We start from the raw sequence: 19,811 nt of genomic DNA on the forward strand, positions 1-19,811 counted from the left end.
AAGGATGAATGTAAATGAATAGATGAGTAATGGTGCCTGCCTTTAAAAACTTTTGACCTTGCGACTTTCGACATTAAAAACCTATCTTTGCCGCCAGCAGGCCGCCTTATCGCTCTTTGCAAAAAGGGAGGAAAGTCCGGACACCAGAGGGCAGCATAGCGGGTAACGCCCGTCACCGTGGTATGCAGAACCGCGGGAGGACAAGTGCAACAGAAAGTATGTACAGGTAATGCTGTAGTGAAACCAGGTAAACTCTATGCGGTGAAATGCCATGTATACCGGCTATATGTAGGGCTGCCCGCCCGATGCCGGGGGGTAGGCAGATTGAGCGTAACAGTAATGTTGCATCCAGATAAATGATAAGGGTCCCTCGGGGATACAGAATCCGGCTTACAGGCCTGCTTTTTTTAATTTCTACAACTATTATTGGAGTTTCTAATTGCTTGTGTGAGCGTCTCGCTCGTGTATAATTTGATTGCATTCCATGTGAGACTGCCGCGCTACGTTGCACTTCGCTCGCAGTGACGTACACGGGTATTTTATGTTCATTTCTTCACGCACTGTCACTGCGAGGGAGGTACGACCGCAGCAGTCTCATTATAAATATATGCTCTAATTAATCTTAAAACTAAGAGCTCGCATCAGACTGGAATACAGACTAAAGTTTACAGTTTTCTTCTTTTTATATTTCTCTTTTTTAAGTTTTTGAAAAATTCTTTGCGGTCAAAATCGGCAATCATTTTTGAGTTCTCACCGATTTCGAGTTCTTTTAATAAGAATGTAAGGCGCTCATTATCTAACGACATATAGTAGATCTTTAACTATTCTCTTCTTTTATTACTGATAAATATTTTGTTACTGCGACTAAATTATAGTAGCGGCACATGCCTCTTCTCTTCTGAATATCTTAAAGGCAAATAAAGCAATCGCTATTCCTCTTCACCATCCGTATCATTATTACCCTCTTCGCCTTCAAACTCAAAAAAGGTAAAGATAGAGCCACCATATTTTTTGTTGAACGAAAAGTTCATCATGTGCTCCATTTTGGTGTATTTGGAATGTTCAATGATCATAATGCCGTCTTCGCGAAGCAGTTCGGCTTCAAAAATAAGAGTCACTAATTCTTCAAAATTCTTTTGCTCCATATTGTATGGAGGGTCGGCTACAATAATATCGTAGTTGGATTTATGCCCTTTTACGAATTTAAACACATCGCTTTTTATGGCTGATATATTAAAATCGAACTCGCCTGCGGTTTGCTTTATAAACTTAATACAGCCCATATCGGCATCAACGGCGGTAATGCTGTCGGCGCCACGGGAGCCGAATTCGTAGCTCAGGTTACCGGTGCCGCTAAAAAGGTCGAGCACTTTAAGGCCTGCAAAATTTATGCGGTTGTTAAGTATGTTAAACAACGACTCTTTAGACATATCGGTGGTAGGGCGCACGGGTAAATTGCGTGGCGGACTTATCCTGCGGCCCTTATATTTTCCTGAAATAATTCTCATGAGTTCAATATAATAAAATTATGCAGGGCATCATGCTGCGTCTCTAAATGCCATTTTTGTGCCAATGCGGCGGGATTGTATAAGGCTACGTTACGTATGTAGGTGTACGCCAGTGTATATAAAGGGCTGTCCTGGCTAATTTTGCTAAGCAGGGTAACACTAACCGTTTCCGGGTTAAGGGTAAGCTGTTCCAGCGTAAAGAGCAAGTAGTACAAAAAGTCTTCGGCAGTATTGTATTCAAAAGAATTGTAAAGCAAAAGCTTTTGGCTGCGCACCACTACAATCTCAAAATGATTTTCCTGGACGTGTACAAACACCTGTTTCTCATCTATGTTTATAGAAGCATCCAACAGTTTTTCTACCAAAATACTGTTGGTATTCTTGTATTCAAATGTACCCAGGCGTTCAATTAAAAAATTGTTCACATTCATTAGGGGCACATACACATTGGTAATATCATAGCTGCCCAGGGCATCCCATGCAAAAAAGTCGGCTTCAAAAACACGGGTGTTGTATTGCAGGTAGCTACCAGGGTAATTTTCATCAAACAGCGCAGTAGGTACGAAGGTGTTAAAGCTGTTATCGTGCAATACTATAACCTCGTCATAATCGGCTTTAAGCTCAGGGTGGTGCACAAAAACCTTCCAGAGTTCATCTTCCAGCGGAGTGGTTTTGGCAAACGCTACCTGGCCTTTAAAGATCACTTCCCTGTTTAAGGTATCAAAACCTGCGAACGACATACCGTTTGCTGCAATTTGCAGCGAAAGCTTCTTGTAATTTTTAGCGGTAATAGCGTCGTTCATTAATTGTAGATTGATTGGTTACAAATTTACATTCTTTTTTGGGGTTATAATTTTTTAGCTGCGAATTAGTAGTATATTTTTTAGCCACGAATTACACAAATTGCACTAATTTTTATTCTGATATCCATTACTACAAGATGTGCATTTTATGTTTGTGAAAATTTGTGTAATTCGTGGCGAAAAATGTAATTAGTGGCAAAGTCTTATTACCTATCTTTGGCCTACAATTTTAATACCCGGCTTAATAAATGACCCCTGCATTATTTTACAAAGTATTAAGGCAAAACTTTCCGTTTAGCCCCACCTTAAAGCAGGATATTTTTCTACAAAAAATAGCCGAATTTATTGTCAGCACCGGCAAGCAGGATTTGTTTGTACTAAAGGGCTACGCAGGTACCGGTAAAACTACAATAATATCTACGCTGGTTAACAACCTGCGCGAAGCCGGTAAAAAATATGTGCTGCTGGCACCCACGGGCCGTGCGGCTAAGGTAATATCGGGCTATTCTCAAAAACCTGCGTTTACGATACACAAGCGTATTTATTTCCCTAAAAAGGGGAGTGGCGGCGGCGTGAGCTTTACCCTGCAGCCCAACAAGTTTAAGGATACCGTTTTTATAGTTGATGAAGCCTCTATGATATCCGACTCGGCATACGACTCTAAAATGTACGAAATGGGCTCGTTGTTAGACGATTTGATGTCGTACGTTTACTCCGGTACCAACTGTAAAATGATCATGGTGGGCGACACGGCACAGCTACCGCCTATAAACTCCGATTTGAGCCCCGCGCTAGATGCAGAGGGCCTTGCACGCAATTATTTTAAAGAAGTCCAGCAAATAGAGCTCGACGAAGTAATGCGCCAGGAGTTTGACTCTGGCATATTGTACAACGCTACAGAGATGCGCGATTTGCTTAAGTCGGCTTTTGTTGATACCTTTAAGTTTAAGTTACGCGGCTTTAAAGACATAGTGCGGTTAACGGATGGATATGATATTCAGGATGCCATAAACCAGGCCTACAGCAATTACAGTATAGAAGATACCGCGTTTATAGTGCGCTCTAACAAGCGTGCCAATGAGTACAACCAACAGATACGTACCCGCATTTTAGACCGCGAAAGCGAACTTAGTACCGGAGATTACCTTATGGTGGTTAAGAATAACTATTTTTGGCTGGACGAAAAAAGCGAAGCCGGATTTATTGCCAATGGCGATATTATAGAGGTACTGGAAATTTTTAGGATAGAGGAGTTGTACGGTTTTAAATTTGCCCGCGTAAAAGTGCGCATGGTAGATTATCCTAACCATCCGTTTTTAGAAACGTATTTGCTTTTGGATACCCTAACAAGTGAGTCGCCATCGTTAACCTATGATGAATCGAACCGTTTATACCATGAGATCCAGGCCGACTTTGAGGGCGAGCCTCAGTATAAAAAGTTTTTAAAGATAAAGAACAGTCCGCATTTTAATGCATTACAGGTTAAGTTTTCCTATGCCATTACCTGCCATAAAAGCCAGGGCGGCCAGTGGAACACCGTTTTTATAGAGCAGCCGTATTTGCCCGAGGGTATCGACAGGGATTACATCCGCTGGTTGTACACCGCCGTAACCCGCGCAAAGGACAGGCTGTACCTAATTGGTTTTAAAGATGACAATTTTGAGGAGTAGAGACGCAATGCTTTGCGTCTAACATCCCGATAAGAAGTAGAGACACAATGCCTTGCGTCTCACAAAATATTAAAATTTGATTATGAAAATTATAGCAGTTATACCCGCACGATACGGCAGTACCCGTTTCCCTGCAAAACTAATGCAGGATTTGGGCGGCAAGACCGTAATTACCCGAACCTACCAGGCAGCGCTTGAAACCGGCTTGTTTGATGATGTTTTTGTGGTGACGGATTCTGACCTGATTTATAACGAGATTGTTGCCAACGGCGGCAAGGCCATTATGAGCATCAAGGAGCACGAAAGCGGCAGCGACCGTATTGCCGAAGCCATAGAAAACCTTGATGTAGATATTGTAGTTAACGTGCAGGGCGATGAGCCTTTCATCAATAAAGAACCGCTGGCTGCCGTGCTGGAGGTTTTTAAAAGCGATGTTGCGCATGAAATAGACCTGGCATCGGTAATGATGAACATAACTGATTGGGAAGATATAGAAAACCCCAACAACGTTAAAGTAATTGTAGACCAAAAAGATTTCGCACTGTACTTTTCACGGTCGGTAATACCATACCCGCGCGACAAAGAAGCAGGCGTAAAATACTACCGCCACATAGGTATTTATGCGTTTAGAAAACACGCCCTGCTTGATTTTTATAAATTGCCCATGCAAAGCCTGGAGGCGTCAGAAAAACTGGAGCAGCTGCGCTACCTGGAGTATGGTAAAAAAATCAAAATGGTACTTACCAGCCATGCCGGTATTGGTATTGATACACCCGAGGATTTAGAGAAGGCTAAACGATTGTTAGAATCTTAGGTTGCAATAGTCAAAACCGTTATTTAACAGGCTTATTGGTCATGTAAAACACAAGCGTACCGCCATCCATAATTTCGCTGTGGGTAAGGTACAACCGGTCTAAAACTTTGCCATTCAGTTCGGCTTTAGATACATATACATTTTTATCCGACTGGTTTTTAGCCGTTATAGTAAATGTATTGCCGTTTTCCAGGGTTAGTATTGCCGATTTAACTTTTGGACTTCCTAAAGCGTAATGATCGCTTCCCGGAGCTATGGGGTAAAACCCAAGCGATGTAAAAATGTACCAGGCACTCATCTGGCCGGTGTCGTCGTTTCCGCCAAGGCCATCTGGTGCAGGTTTGTACATGGCATCTATTATCATACGAACACGCTGCTGCGTTTTATAGGGCTTTCCTGTAAAGTTGTACAAATAAGCCACATGGTGAGACGGTTCGTTGCCGTGCACATAGTTACCAATAATGCCATCGCGGGTAATATCCTCGGTCTTTTCAAAATACTTATCGGGTAATGTCATTGTAAAAAGCGAGTCTAAATGCCTGGTAAACTTTTCCTTGCCACCATTCAGTTCAACAAGTGCCTCAGGATCCTGCGGAACATACAAACTGTAGTTCCACGCGTTACCTTCTATAAAACCCTGCCCGTGGGTATCCAGCGCATCAAACTCTTTTTTAAAGGTACCATCGCTGATTTTTGGGCGCATAAAGCCGGTTTTGGCATCCCATACGTTCTTATAGTTCTGAGCGCGTTTGGTATATTCGGCATATACATCATCCCGGCCTAATTTCTTCGCCATCTGGGCAATGCACCAGTCATCATAAGCATATTCTAAAGTTTTAGAAACCGATGATCCGTTCTTATCTTCGGGCACATAACCGTATTGTAAATAGTATTCAATCCCGTCGTAATAGCGCAGGTTAGACGAGTTGATACAGGCCTGTAGCGCCAGGTTGGTGTCAAAATCAACATTGCCTTTTATAACCGCATCGGCTATGACCGAAACGGAGTGGTAGCCTATCATGCACCAGTTCTCATTAGCGTAATGCGACCACACCGGCAGTGCTTTGTGTACACTTTGGCTGTAATGCGCCAGCATGCTGCTTACCATGTCGCGGTTGCGCTTGGGCTGCACAATATTAAACAGCGGGTGCAGCGCCCTGTAGGTATCCCAAAGCGAGAATGTAGTGTAGTTTGTAAAGCCCTCAGCCTTATGGATATTCTGGTCTAAACCTTTATAACTCCCATCGGCATCCATATAAACCGTTGGGTTAATAAAGGTGTGATAAAGTGCTGTATAAAAGTTAGTTTTATCATTTTCAGTAAGCGTTTCTATTTTAATTTTTTTCAGTTCGCCTTCCCATAATTGTTGCCCATCTGTTTTTGCTTTTTCAAAATCCCAATGCGCAATTTCAGCCTTCATATTTGCCAACGCACCGGCGGTACTTACCGGCGATAAAGCAAACTTTATTTTTATCTTTTCATTATCCTGTGTATCAAAATTAAAATACATACGCAGGTTACGCCCGGCAGCTTCAGGAAAGTTCTTTGTCTGATCGAACTTGCGCCAAAAACCGTTGTAAATGTTGCCTTCATCATACTTTTTAACGCCATATTCTTTAAATGGTTTAGATAAAGCCATAGCAAAATACACCGTCCGGGTTCTTGCCCAGCCCTGTGTTTGGCGGTAGCCCGTAATCAGCGTGTCATTTTCCACCCGTATAAAGGTATACACGTTCTTTTCGTTATGATTGTATATGCCGCTCATCAAATCGAGTATAATATGTGCATCTGATGATTTTGGGAAGGTATATTGATGGAAGCCCACGCGCTGGCTTGTGGTAAGTTCGGCTATAATATTATGGTCGTCCAGCTTCACCTTATAGTAATTAGCCTGTGCTACCTCGTTAATATGAGAGTAGGCCGACCTGTAACCGCTTTTTGGGTTGGCTGCCGTACCGGGATTGATTTGTAAGGCACCAGTAGTGGGCATAATAAGGAAATCGCCAAGATCGGAGTGCCCCGTTCCGCTAAAATGCGTGTGGCTAAAGCCAACAATAGTTGTATCATCATACTGGTAGCCGGCACAATACTTATACACTTCGCCATTGTATTTTTTATCAAGTTCGTAGGCAATCGTATCGGTTTCCGGGCTTAACTGAACCGACCCAAACGGCACGGTTGCTCCGGGAAAGGTATGCCCCATGCGCTGCGTACCTATCATGGGGTTAATGTACTCGTAATTTTTCTTTGTTATTTTTTGCGAATAGCTGCTTACAGTAACAAGTAACAGGGCAACCGCGGATAGTATATTTTTCATATTGAAATGTTGGCGCATAAAATTAGGCAATTTTATATTGCTTAAACAACTACTAAAATCAAGGCCTAAAATTTGGCAATACAATGGCAAAGCTATAACGTATTGTAGCTTTTTATAAACGTAATTTTATAGAAATCAAAAACATATAAACTATGGACTCTATAAACCAAAACCAACCGGAAGATAATTTTAAAGACCTGATAGGGCAGGAAGCCCTTGATAAGATCAGGGAACTTACCAAAAGTGCAGGCTCAGGCTTTTTTTGCACTAAAATAGTAACCGGCGAAGCTATTGCTACAAGGCCTATGGCAGCTGAAGAAATTGATGATTACGGAAACTTTTGGTTCCTTAGCGCTAACGACAGCCATAAAAATGCTGAGATAAGCCAGGACCCTGCCGTACAAATGTTTTTTCAGGGATCATCATACAGCGACTTCTTAACCCTTTATGGTAAGGCTACCATTAGTACCGACAAGCAAAAAATAGAAGAACTGTGGGACCCTACCATGAAAACCTGGTTTACCGAAGGGAAAGATGACCCAAGGATAACCGTTATTAAATTTACACCAACACAAGGATATTATTGGGATATTAAAACCAATATGGCTGTTGCACTTGTTAAGCGTGCCTACGGTGCAATGGTTGGCGAAACCTATGATGATTCGGTAGAAGGCTCTATAGTGCCATAATCGGAGCAGGCAGTATTAAATCAAAGCGCAGTTTTTACTACGCTTTTTTTGTTTTACAATATTTAAAATAGTGATAGATAAACTTTTGCTATTATTTAAGATAATACTTTATAAGATTAGCTAACTTGTAACATACAAACTAACAAACAATTAAACACTATGAACATTACCTTAGAACAGGCAGAAGCTGTAGTTGATGCTGCAAAACAAAAGGCGGCCGACATTAAAACTAAAATGAATATTTGTGTAGTAGACAGCGGGAGCAACCTTGTTGCTTTTATAAGGAACGACGGAGCCTGGTTAGGATCTGTAGATATTGCCATTAAAAAAGCAAGGACTGCGGTATTTTTTCAGATGGATACTGCCGACCTTAGCCCGTTGGTTCAGCCGGGTAAACCGCTATTTAATATCGAACATTCTAACGGCGGATTGATAACATTTCCGGGAGGTGTTGCAATTAAAGATGCAAATGGCGAGGTAATAGGAGCCATTGGCGTTTCGGGTAGCTCTGTAGAAGACGATGCAGAGGTTGCTAAAGCAGGTGCCGAAGCCTACAGGTAACTTTAAAACGTACAGAAAACGCAGCCTAAGTGCTGCGTTTTTTTATGTAAAGCAATTTGCAGTTAGTTTTTTATACTTTAAAAATGGCATTCTGGCCATCATGTGGTTTTTCTTAAAATTAAATTTTATGTAGTTTTATATCAGTAATTTAATACTACCTTGTCGCTTTTTTAACCGCTGTTTGTCTCTTTATTTCCGCTGTATTACTGTAGCGCACATGAAAACACACCAATTATTTTGATTAATGTTGCATAGAAATTAATATTCAAGATGAGGGATATTAATTGAAAATAATCTGACGACTTAGTGGCTTAAGCCATTAGTTTCAGATTGTGATAAAAGGACACGGCTGTTACTGCAACTAAAATGTTAATACCTCAACATCATGGGAAGGTGTTTTCAGTACAAAAGAAAATAGTAGTAGTTTTTAATAGTTAAGTAAGCATTAATGGCCTGTTCTATATTTAATTATTTTGAGTAGAAGATAGGCTGCCGGTGCTATTACAGAATGAATTTATAGGGTAATTTTTTCATTCAAATAAAACAGTAGTAGAGTTATAATAGCATGCGGGCAGCCTTTATTTTTTTGAGATAATTTCTCTCCCTTTTAAAAGTTGCAGGTAATTTACTTTACGATTTCTTAATAATTTATGCCATAACACTTGTTATTGGGTACATACATTTGCGCCCATGATTAATCCTGTTAATTTTAAAGTTGTAAAAAGTATATTGCTATTGGTTTGTGGATGTGCCGTAATTTTCCATATGTACTCATTTTCAGATAAAGATAATGAGTATACCCAGGATGAATTCCGCCCGCTGATTACAAAAAACGTTGCACTGCTTGGCGCAGAAATTAATCTGCTTAGCAAAGCTGCTGCCGATTATAGTAACGGAACTACCTCAAAAAAACTACTGCAACAGCAGCACCTTAAAACCCGTAAGGCATTTAAAACTGTAGAGGGCATTTTAGAGTATTACTATCCACGCCATGTAAAGGCCTACTTAAACGGCCCGCCCTTAAATCATTTAGATCCCTATCCTGTTAAAGAAGAGTATAAAGAGAAAGGTTATTATGTGGTATCGCCCGATGAATACAGCAAAAGCCTGGTGCTGGATTACCTTGATACCGACCATTACCGTGGCGAACGCAGTGTTGTAGCCCCCGAAGGCTTGCAGGCATTGGATGAACTGATATTCTCCGAAGAAGAGATTGATAAAGGGCTTTTAATAAAACTGGCAGCACAGTTAAAACATCATTTTATTGCAGTACAGATAGCCATTGATAAGCGCAATTATTTTTATGATTTTGAAGTTCTGGAAGCCTCGCGGTTAGAGCTGGTGCGCATATTTTCTATGGGAATTACCGGTTTTGATACCCCGGGCTCATTGAACGCTTTACCTGAAGCCGGCGCATCGTTAGCCGGAATGCAAGTAGTTACACAGCCTTTGGTAGGTAAGGTAGATAATGCTACAAGAACAGAAATCAATGCACTGTTTACCGATGCTGTAAAGTACCTTAACCGCAAAAACGATTTTGACGGTTTTAACAGGCTTGAGTTTTTAATGCAGTATATTAACCCACTTTATAAAAAATTAGGGGAGGTACAACAGGCGTTGCATTTAAGATCGTCGGCAGAGCGATGGGGTAAAATACCCTCGTGGAATGCCAACAGCACTAATATTTTTGGCGGAGATTTTTTAAACCCGTATCACTACAGTCTTTTAAAAGAGTGGGATGATAGCGAAAACCTGTGTAGGTTAGGCAAGCAACTATTTTATGACAATAGCCTGAGCCAAACCGGCACCATGAGCTGTGCCAGCTGCCATAACCCTGAGCTTGGCTTTACAGATGGCAAGCCTAAATCTACCGCTAATGCAGAGGGGATGACCGTACTGCGAAATTCGCCTACGCTGATAAACGCTGTTTTCTCTGACCGTTTTTTTTATGACCTAAGGGCATATGACTTAGAAGACCAGGCCAAGCATGTTATAGAAAACCATCTGGAGTTTAACACCAGTTTTGAGAAGCTACAGGCAAAACTAAACGCAAACCCTGAATACGTAGCCCGGTTTGAGAAAGCCTTTAATAAAAAAGGGGCAATAAGCCGTTACCAGTTCTCGGCGGCGTTGTCATCATATATTATATCGCTGCGCTCGTTTAACTCGGAGTTTGACCAATATGTGCAGGGCAAAACGCAAAAGTTGTCGGCACAGGTTCAGTTGGGCTTTAACCTGTTTACAGGCAAGGCTGCCTGTGCCACCTGCCATTATGTGCCCACATTTGGCGGGCTCGTGCCGCCACTGTACCAAGAAAACGAAAGTGAGGTGCTTGGCGTACTAAGCAAACCCAAAAGCAACCTGCCTGATACTGATGCCGGCCGTATAAAAAATGGCATTTTAGAAGACAGTGAAGAAATTTACCGTGGCTCCTTTAAAACCATGACGGTACGCAACGCAAAGCTTACGGCACCGTACTTTCATAACGGGGCATATAATACCCTTAGCGAAGTGGTAGATTTTTACAACAACGGCGGGGCAGCCGGGATAGGCCTGGGGTATGAAGTGCCCAACCAAACCCTGCCACCTGATCCTTTAAACCTCAACAAAAAAGAGATTGCCGCGCTCATTGCCTTTATGGAAGCACTGACCGACAATCCGTACAATAAATAGTTTGGTTACTTTTCATATAATAGTTTTTTACACCGGCCTCCGCGAAAGCGGAGGTTTTTTTGTATATAGTGAATAATATTCGCTTCAAAATGAAGCCATTGCTGAAAATATAATCATTGGTTTAAAAATCATCTTTAGCTCCTTACCATAAAATTCTGTAGTTGTGTTAAGCCGTTATGTTGCCTTACTTAACATTGCACCCACCTTAAACATAAGGTTAAAAGTATATTAATTATAATATTGTTCTTACAATTATCATTTTTAGCGCAGAAAAGCTGAAAGTTTACTAAACCGTTTTACCTAAACAGTATCATATGTATAATTTATTAAGAATCTTGGTTGTTATATTTCCTTCCTTTTTATAATTATACTGCTCGTTTTCTTATAGATATTCACTTTTCCTTAAACTAAACTTAAATTTTTATAACAGTGGTTAGGCAATGGCAAACATAATTTTGCTGCTTAATTCATTTACTAACTAATTAATTTTTACATGCCTAAAATGAAAAAAAACTTACTCTTTTTGAGTTTGTTGGTTTCTTTATGTTGTGGGTTTAGCGGCAGCGCTCAGTCCATACCGGGAGATTCCATCGTTCATGGACCCATGTTAAGCCCTGTGTACAACAACAAAGTACGGGTATGGGTATTAACAAAAAACAGTACGGGCTCCGGCGCCGCACTAAGTATTTCGCTTACCGGCGCAGGTGCGCCCGGTACAGCCTTAACAGGAACGGTATTTAATTCAGACGACCGCCTGGGCTACAGCCTTCGCTCGTACGAATATACCGGGCTAACAGCAGGAGAAACCTACACAGCTAATGTGTTGGTTAACGGTGCACCTTCGGGGCGTACCTCAACAATTACCAACGGCCAGAACGTTGTAGATGATTTTACCTTTTTATCCGGCGGCTGCGGAAGAATTTACGACCTTTCCCGCTGTATGGATATCCCGGAGTCGGCATTTCACGTAAACGGCGACCCGGAGATCTTTAACGTAATGGCGCAGGAAGAAAGCGACCTTATGGTGTGGCTGGGCGATGCTGTATACCTTTTGGGGTTAGAGCACGCAATGGGCCAGTGCCTTGACGGGCAGGACGACTGGGCTAACAAAGACATGGCGTTTGACCGTTACATGTTCTTTAGGCAGTTTCACGACAATCTTACCATGGCAATGCCGCAATTGGCAATTACGGACAACCATGACACAGGGCCTAATGAGTTTAACAAAACCATGCCAACCCTGGGCCAAATGCGCGAAATATTTATGGATTGGTGGCCTAATCCTGAATACAAAAGCACACCCGAAGGACAGGGGCTTTACTCATCATACGTTTACAAAGACGTTGAGTACTTTTTATTAGACAACCGCAGCTACCGCGATGGTACGCAGCAGCATTTGGGTCCGGACCAGTTTGCGTGGCTAAAAGCAGGCCTGCTAAACTCTACGGCAGCTTTTAAAGTGCTTATTAACGGTACGCCATCTTTTGAGCGTGATTGTGGTGGCCGTAACTTTTGTAACACAGCACAAAGTGACGAGCTTATAGAGTACATTAAAAACAATAACATTAACGGTGTTCTTTCGCTTAGCGCCGATATCCATGAGCAAAAGTTCATGATCCGCGAAGGCGATGTTAAGTATCCGTTGTATGATGTACTTTCGGGTAACCTTAACTCTGATATTGGTAACGGTATCGTGAACATTAACTACAACAGCGATTACCAGCTTACCGGTATGAAGCAAAGCTATCTTAAGATAGATGTATATGGTGATGTAGATGACCGAAGGATGAAAGTACAGTACGTAGGCCTTAACGGTGAGCCGTATTATACAAGCATCATTCACGAGGATATGCTTACCAGCCAGAATTCTGATGCATTAAAGCTACAGTTGGGTATAAGTAACTCGGTAACCGATGCTTCTACCTATAACCATACCATAAATGCTACAGGCCATACTTTTGATAACGACCGCGATGGCGTTGCCAATGGTGCCCTTAAATTTACAGCATCTACCGATGTGCATTTGGCTTCTGCCAATGCGTTAGATCTTAACGACCGTCCTTTTAGCTTTGTATTTTGGGTTAACCCAAGCGAGATACCTGCTAACGGTGCAACAATATTATCTAACGGTGCAGCTGGTACGGGTGTATCTATGGGTATAGATGCTAACGGTAAACTTACTTTTACCAACCATGCAGCAAATATTACGTATACCAGTAATTACAGCGTGCTTACCAATGCATGGTCGCACATTACCTGGAAATATGACAATGTTAGGAGAAAACTGTCTCTTTATTACAACGGCTTCCTGATCCAGAATTTTACAAATGTGGTATCGCCATCGGCATCTGAAGCAGATGTTAGGATTGGTAATAACTTCCAGAATAAAAAATTCCTTGGATCGTTAGATAACATAGTTCTTTACGGAAGGTTAATTTCAGACGAGCAAATTATGCTTGACGCTGATTTCGAATCAACACGTGGCGAAGTTTTAAAAGTATCGGGCTCATCGCAAATGGCGATACCGGGCACGGTTACCAACGAAGCACTTGCAAACGATTTTACTATTGAGTTTTGGGGTAAACTAAATTCAGATCCCGGTACTAACTTTAAACTTCTTGCCAGCAACGGCAGGGTTAACAACCTTAGTACAGGTATATCTTTTGAGTTTCCTGATGATAACAAACTTAACGTAGTTGTTGGTACAAACGGTTCAGGCTGGAACTCAATTTCAGGCCAGGGCGCGGTATGGAATATAGGCGAGTGGAACCACGTAGCGCTTTCGGCTACTAAGAACGGTACCATGAAATACTATGTAAACGGTGCACTGGTTGCCGAGGGTAACTTTGGCCAGTACTATCCTAACTCATGGGGCTTAGGTTTAGGTTACAGTCCGTTTTATCCTAATACAGGTACACAAGCAGAGCTTGACGAGGTTCGTGTTTGGAACACAGCACTAACTATAGAAGAGATTAAAGAGCGCATGCACTACTCGCTATTGGGCGATGAGGAAAACCTTGCAGCTTATTATACGTTTAATACCGATGAAGAAACCCCAACCGCCATTGAAGGCCAGGGTACTTTAGGTACAGATATTACATTAAGCGGCGGTTTACTTGCTACGGCAACATCTCCTGTAGGTACTATAGAAACCCAGTACCGAAGCCTTGTGAGCGGTAAATGGAGTAAAAACAACGCTGTTAACAATACAGGCTTAACCTTGCCGGATGCTATTACCAATTACAGCAGCAATGTGGTTATTGGTAAGGATAGCGCTACTGAACTGGCTGAAGTTCCGGGTCAGGAAGGCATGTTCTATGCAACAGGCGGCTGGAGTATAGACCCTGTTAACAACCCTTTTGCAACGGTTAAAATAAACCTTGCAGAGGCGTTAACCCAGTTTGATTCTATTAACGATATGGCAAGCCAGTACTACCTGCTTAAACTTGCAGGCGAGAATGAGTTTACCAACGTAGGCGAAGGCAGCTATGACGGCCAGAATGTAACATTCTACAACGCTAACCTTACCGATGGCGTATATTTTATAGGCTGGACGAATGGAGAATTTACCGCAGGCCGTGGTGGTGCATTATCACTAACAGGTGGCCACCAGGTGTACATCCTTAAAGCCGACCTTAACCCAATTGTGGGCGGTAACTTTACAGTAGAGTTTTGGGTAAATGTAACGCAGGATCCCGGTAATAACGATAAACTTATTTCTAATCACGGTAAAATAAACGGTAACTCTACCGGTTTTGCTATAGAGATACCTACCAACAATACATTACAGGCGGCCTTTGGTACCAATACGGCTAACTGGAACAGTATGAACTCGGGTACTCCGTTAACCATAGGCGAGTGGAACCACGTTGCCATTACCGCAGCGCCGGGCGATGCTATTAAAATGTACATAAATGGCGAACTTAAGGCATCTAACCCGTACACGGCTTATGTTGCCAATACCAACTGGGATTTTGCTTTAGGTACCAGTATAAACTACGGCGGGCAAACGTATTCTATTATGGATGAGTTCCGTATTTGGGATATTGCTAAAACACAGGAACAGATCAACGAGCAGATGCACGCCATTGTTGAGGCAACGGATGAGCACCTTAAGTATAACTTTACCTTCGATCAGGAAAATACAGGTTCGCTTGTAAACCTTGGTACTATGCCGGGTACGGTTAACTACACCAATGCGCAGATTATTGATGCTACCAGCCCGGTTGCAGAGATAAACGCTGATTTCCCGGATCAGATAGCCGGTAACTGGAGTGTTACTAACGAAACGGTTAACGGTCTTTACGTTAAGAACGATATTGCCAGCTTTATAGAGAACGTGGTTATTAGCCGCGACCTTAATAACGAGATATTAAATCTTGGTACAGCTACAGATACGTTTTATGTAGCGGGTGGCTGGCATTTAAATGCACTTGGCCTTGCCAGTACTACCGTACAGGCCGACCTTGAAGAGATCTTTGAAAACCCTGAGCAAACTACTGCCCTTGTAGAGGAATATCAGCTTATAAAAGGCGACCCGGCAGGCAACTATGAAGTTGTTGCTACAGGCGTTGCAGAAGGATACAAAGTAGATTTTGAGAACGTTTCTTTAGACCTTGGTAACTACTACCTTGCCTTTACTACCGACGTAGATGGTGTAATTGCAGAGCAGGGTGGTGCGATGAAACTTGAGGGTAACCACCAGGTATATATCCCTAAAGAAGGCGTTAATGCAGCCCTTTCGGGAGAGTTTACCGTAGAGATGTGGGGCCGTTTAACACAAACAGCCGGTTCTAACACTAAGCTAGTGGGCTTTACAAACTTCGGCGGTGGTAATTTTGGCTGGGAAATGGAGTTCCTTAGCAACCAGACCCTGCAAACAATTACAGGCCAGGGCCCGGGTGGTGGCTGGAACTCATTAAACTCAGATGTGGTTTGGAACCTTAACGAGTGGAACCACACTGCCGTAACGTTTACACCAAACGGCGAGTTTAAATTCTATATTAACGGCCAACTGGTAGACAGCATGCCGGTAACAACGTTCTTTCCGTGTGCTAACGACCTTGCTTTGGGTAAAAACATAGCAAACGGCGCTGCCACGAACAGTAATATAGATGAGTTCCGTATATGGACGAAAGCTAAAACAGCCGAGGAAATTCGTGAGGAGATGTATTTAACCATTACAGCCCCTACCGAAGACCTTGCTTACAACTATACCTTTAACCAGGACAACAGCGGCTACCTTATAAACAGCGGCTCGCAGGTTGTAGAGGTTGCTTACAGTAATGCATCCATAATACCGGCAACGGGTCCGGTGAGGGATTTAGAAGGGCCTTTCCGCGATCAGGTGGCCGGTAACTGGAGCGTTATGAACGACCACAGGAACGGTATGTACCTTGCCGAAGAAATTGCCAACGTAGATAACAACGTGGTAATAGGTAAAGAGGCAGGTACAGAAATATTGCCACTATCAGGCACTGTTGAGAACGACACACTGTACCTTAACGCCCGCTGGAAATTTGAGTCGCTTTACGTTGCCGACGGCAGCCCTAAAGTAGACCTTACAGAAGTATTTGAGAACCTTAACGATGTTAATGTGCTTGCCAATACGTATTTCCTTATAAAAGGAAACCCTTCAGCAGAGTATACCATTGTTGCACAAGGTACTAAAGCTAACAACATTGTAACCTTCCCGCAAATTACATTTGATGAGGAGCCGGTTTACCTTGCATGGATCAGCGACAGTAACTATCCTGTTGGTACGTTCCCAATCGCTACAGAAAGCTTATGGAAATACAACGACACAGGCGTAGCGCTTGCTGCCGACTGGAAAACCAACGCTTACGATGATTCTGCTTGGGATTTTGGTAACGGTATCTTAGGTTATGGCGATAATATAGAAAATACCACGCTAAACTTTGGTACTGATGCGCAGAACAAATATCCAACCTACTATTTAAGGCACACGTTTAACGTAGAAAATGCCGCACAGTATGGCTCGTTAGTATTTGATGTACTTAGGGATGATGGTGTTATAGTATATGTAAACGGTACAGAGGCTTTCAGGATGAATATGCCTGCAGGGGATGTAACGTATAACACCTATGCTTCATCTACAATGAACGGTGCTGATGAAACTACATTCTTCCAGCAAATAACGGCTAACCTTTTACAGGATGGTGAAAACGTAATTGCAGTGGAGCTTCACCAGGCATCGGCCAGTAGTTCTGACCTTGGTTTTGATATGCACGTGGGCTTTATGTACCCTCCTTTGGTTGCGGCAGAATATCCTATGCCAAAAGACTCTGAGTGGTATTACCTTGATAACGGTACCAGCCTGGACAGTATAGCCTGGACCGCTACTACTTACAACACCCAGCAGTGGGTACATGATGCAGCTCCGTTTGGTTACGGCGACCCTGTAAACACAGTAGTGTCTTACGGGCCGGATGCCGCTAATAAATTCATCACTACATATTTTAGCAGGGATATTAACATTGCCCTTGCCGATGTTGCCGATACGGTAGAATTTGGCCTTAAACGTGATGATGGTGCCGTGGTTTATGTAAATGGTACAGAGATCTTTAGGGATAATATGCCTGTGGGCGACATTGATTACCTTACACACTCAACAACCACCGTAGACGGTGCGGATGAGAACCGCTACTTTATATACCAGCTTCCTAAAACTATTTTCCAGGAAGGCCTTAACAGGGTATCGGTAGAGATACACAACCGCGATGCATCAAGCTCTGACAGTAAATTTGATATGTACATCAGGGACGCTGTAGATCTTTCGGTAGAATGTGATGAACCGCATATTGCATGCTTTACATCCATTAACCCAACCGGGCAAACCACCAATCTTCTTATCCCGCAGGAACACCGTTTCCAGCTGATATACAAAGAGGGCAGTGCATATACCAATGGTTCGGGCAACGTACCGGGTAACCACGATTACACGGCTTATGTGCCTATTGAAGGCAGCAGTGTTTTAGGACACCTTTCGGTTAATCACGAAAATAATCCGGGTGGTGTGTCAATGTTGAATCTGCATTTAGATGAAGACGACTTCTTATGGAGTGTAGATGCCTCTAAACGTGTAGACCTATACAACCAGGACCTTGTAACTACAAACCGTAACTGCTCTGGTGGTACAACGCCTTGGGGTACAGTTGTAACATCTGAAGAAGCTACCGATGCAGGCGATGCAAACGGTGATGGCTACCAGGATGTGGGATGGCTTGTAGAAATAGACCCTGCTACGGCAATGGTTAAAGAACATGGTAATGGCAAGCAGGAAAAACTTTGGGCTATGGGCCGTATGAACCACGAAAATGTGGTTGTTAAAGGCGATGGTACTGCTGCTTACTATGGCGAAGATGGTAACACGCATTGTGTGTACAAATTTGTACCTACAACTCCGGGTCAGTTATACTCTGGTGCTGTTTATGTACTTAAGTTAGATTTACCATTATCGTCAGATGAGCCAAGCTCTTCTACCGCTACATGGGTACAGGTGCCTAACACTACGCAGGCCGACCGTAACAACCTTAACATCGTTGCCGGCCAACTGGGCGGTACTAACTTTAATGGTGTTGAAGATTGCGAAATAAGCCCATTAGACGGCAAAGTGTACTTTACCTCTAAAGGTAAGAACCGTGTGTACCGCTTTAAAGATGATGGTACTACGGTATCAGAATTTGAAGTGTTTGTAGGCGGTATGTCATATCCTATAACTACAGGCTCAGGTGTTGTAACCGAGGCTTGGGGCGATGGTAATGATAACCTTGTGTTTGATAACAAAGGTAACCTTTGGATATGCCAGGATGGTGGCTTAAACTACATTTGGGTAGTAAGGCCGGACCACAGGCAGGATAACCCTGATGTATTAATACATTCGTCTATGCCTGCGGGTGCTGAGCCAACAGGGCTTACCTTTACTCCGGATTATAAGTATGGTTTCTTCTCGATACAGCACCCTAACGGTAACAATGCCCAGCAGGTAGATGCTACAATGGGCCAGGTAAACTTTAATGCTTCGGCAAGTTTAGTGTTCTCATTACAGCAATTCCTTGGAGCACAGGCTCCGGTGGCTGATTTCGTAGCCGATGATGTTGTGGTTGCAACAGGCCAGTCGGTAACCTTTACCGATATGAGTACGCATAACCCAACTGCATGGCAGTGGACGTTTGAAGGTGGTACACCGGCAACCTCTACAGAGGAATCTCCGGTAGTTACTTACGCCGCACCGGGTACGTATGATGTTACGCTGGTTGCCAGCAACGCAGCGGGTACAGCTGCAGCAATGCTTAAAACAGAGTACATACTTGTAGAAACTACAACAGGGCTTAACAACCCGGCTGAGTTAGGAAACGTAAGTTTATACCCTAACCCAACTACAGGTAAAGTTACTATTCAGCTTAATGGCGCGGCGGCCGGTAAAGACGTTTCGGTTGAGGTATACGACCTTCTTGGAAGGAAAGTAACCGAGATCAAAAACCTTACTACTATCGGCGCAAGCCAGAAAATTGAGGTTGACCTTTCTGCCTTTGCAGGTGAGCAGGTATTTATCATCCAGCTTCATGTGGGCGATGCTACCGGCAGCTACAAATTGCTTAAAGTAAAATAAACTATAGTTTATTAAACAGTGAAAGCCGGCTTATGCCGGCTTTCTTTTTTATGTTTAAATGATTCTTTCAGAATAACAATTATTGTAGTCACTGTTCGTCATCCTGAGTGAAACCCAGTGTAGTCGCAGAGTCTTTCGTGCTAA

The 19,811-nt window shown here is 42.8% G+C and carries 10 protein-coding genes and 1 other RNA gene; 7 read left to right on the plus strand and 4 right to left on the minus strand.

All coding sequences use genetic code 11. From position 1 onward, the window contains the following. Positions 1-93: 93 nt before the first annotated feature. Positions 94-409: RNase P RNA component class A (rnpB, locus tag FMM05_RS10795), an RNA gene on the plus strand. Between the two features lie 256 nt (positions 410-665). Here rnpB and FMM05_RS20985 read toward each other — a convergent pair. The 3 genes from FMM05_RS20985 to FMM05_RS10805 form a co-directional block, all read right to left on the minus strand. Further along, on the minus strand, positions 666-806 hold the full coding sequence (locus tag FMM05_RS20985) for a hypothetical protein (RefSeq protein ID WP_185965561.1): 141 nt from the start codon (positions 804-806) through the stop codon (positions 666-668). 123 nt (positions 807-929) lie between these two features. Beyond that, positions 930-1,508 carry a 16S rRNA (guanine(966)-N(2))-methyltransferase RsmD gene (gene rsmD, locus FMM05_RS10800; RefSeq protein ID WP_143373390.1) on the minus strand — a complete coding sequence of 193 codons (579 nt, stop codon included), beginning with the start codon at positions 1,506-1,508 and terminating at the stop codon, positions 930-932. Beyond that, complete coding sequence (locus FMM05_RS10805) at positions 1,505-2,311, minus strand: DUF3822 family protein (RefSeq protein ID WP_143373391.1); 807 nt, start codon at positions 2,309-2,311, stop codon at positions 1,505-1,507. The genes rsmD and FMM05_RS10805 overlap by 4 nt, the downstream gene beginning before the upstream one ends. Positions 2,312-2,559: 248 nt before the next feature. Between FMM05_RS10805 and FMM05_RS10810 the strand changes: the two genes are divergently transcribed. Next, entirely contained in the window at positions 2,560-3,981 is a 1,422-nt protein-coding gene (locus tag FMM05_RS10810) for an ATP-dependent DNA helicase (protein WP_143373392.1), read from the plus strand. Between the two features lie 82 nt (positions 3,982-4,063). Next, positions 4,064-4,795 carry a 3-deoxy-manno-octulosonate cytidylyltransferase gene (gene kdsB, locus FMM05_RS10815; protein ID WP_143373393.1) on the plus strand — a complete coding sequence of 244 codons (732 nt, stop codon included), beginning with the start codon at positions 4,064-4,066 and terminating at the stop codon, positions 4,793-4,795. Between the two features lie 19 nt (positions 4,796-4,814). Here the strand turns inward: kdsB and FMM05_RS10820 are convergent, their stop codons facing one another. Continuing rightward, positions 4,815-7,112, minus strand: coding sequence for a GH92 family glycosyl hydrolase (locus FMM05_RS10820; protein ID WP_143373394.1), 2,298 nt, complete (start codon positions 7,110-7,112; stop codon positions 4,815-4,817). Positions 7,113-7,264: 152 nt separating this feature from the next. Here FMM05_RS10820 and FMM05_RS10825 point away from each other — a divergent pair, with 152 nt between their 5' ends. The 4 genes from FMM05_RS10825 to FMM05_RS10840 all read left to right on the plus strand — a co-directional run bounded on the left by FMM05_RS10825 (position 7,265) and on the right by FMM05_RS10840 (position 19,667). Continuing rightward, a complete protein-coding gene (locus FMM05_RS10825; protein ID WP_143373395.1) occupies positions 7,265-7,801 on the plus strand; it encodes a pyridoxamine 5'-phosphate oxidase family protein in 537 nt (178 codons plus the stop codon). Positions 7,802-7,960: 159 nt separating this feature from the next. Beyond that, positions 7,961-8,362, plus strand: a complete 402-nt coding sequence (locus FMM05_RS10830) for a GlcG/HbpS family heme-binding protein (protein ID WP_143373396.1) — start codon at positions 7,961-7,963, stop codon at positions 8,360-8,362. A gap of 690 nt (positions 8,363-9,052) precedes the next feature. Beyond that, positions 9,053-11,035, plus strand: a complete 1,983-nt coding sequence (locus FMM05_RS10835; RefSeq protein ID WP_143373397.1) for a cytochrome-c peroxidase — start codon at positions 9,053-9,055, stop codon at positions 11,033-11,035. Positions 11,036-11,537: 502 nt separating this feature from the next. Continuing rightward, the gene (locus FMM05_RS10840; RefSeq protein ID WP_185965562.1) at positions 11,538-19,667 is read left to right on the plus strand and encodes a LamG-like jellyroll fold domain-containing protein; all 8,130 of its coding nucleotides are present in this window, start codon (positions 11,538-11,540) and stop codon (positions 19,665-19,667) included. Positions 19,668-19,811: the final 144 nt, after the last annotated feature.

Origin of the sequence: Flavobacterium zepuense (genome assembly GCF_007097145.1) — a bacterium.
Lineage (GTDB): Bacteria > Bacteroidota > Bacteroidia > Flavobacteriales > Flavobacteriaceae > Flavobacterium > Flavobacterium zepuense.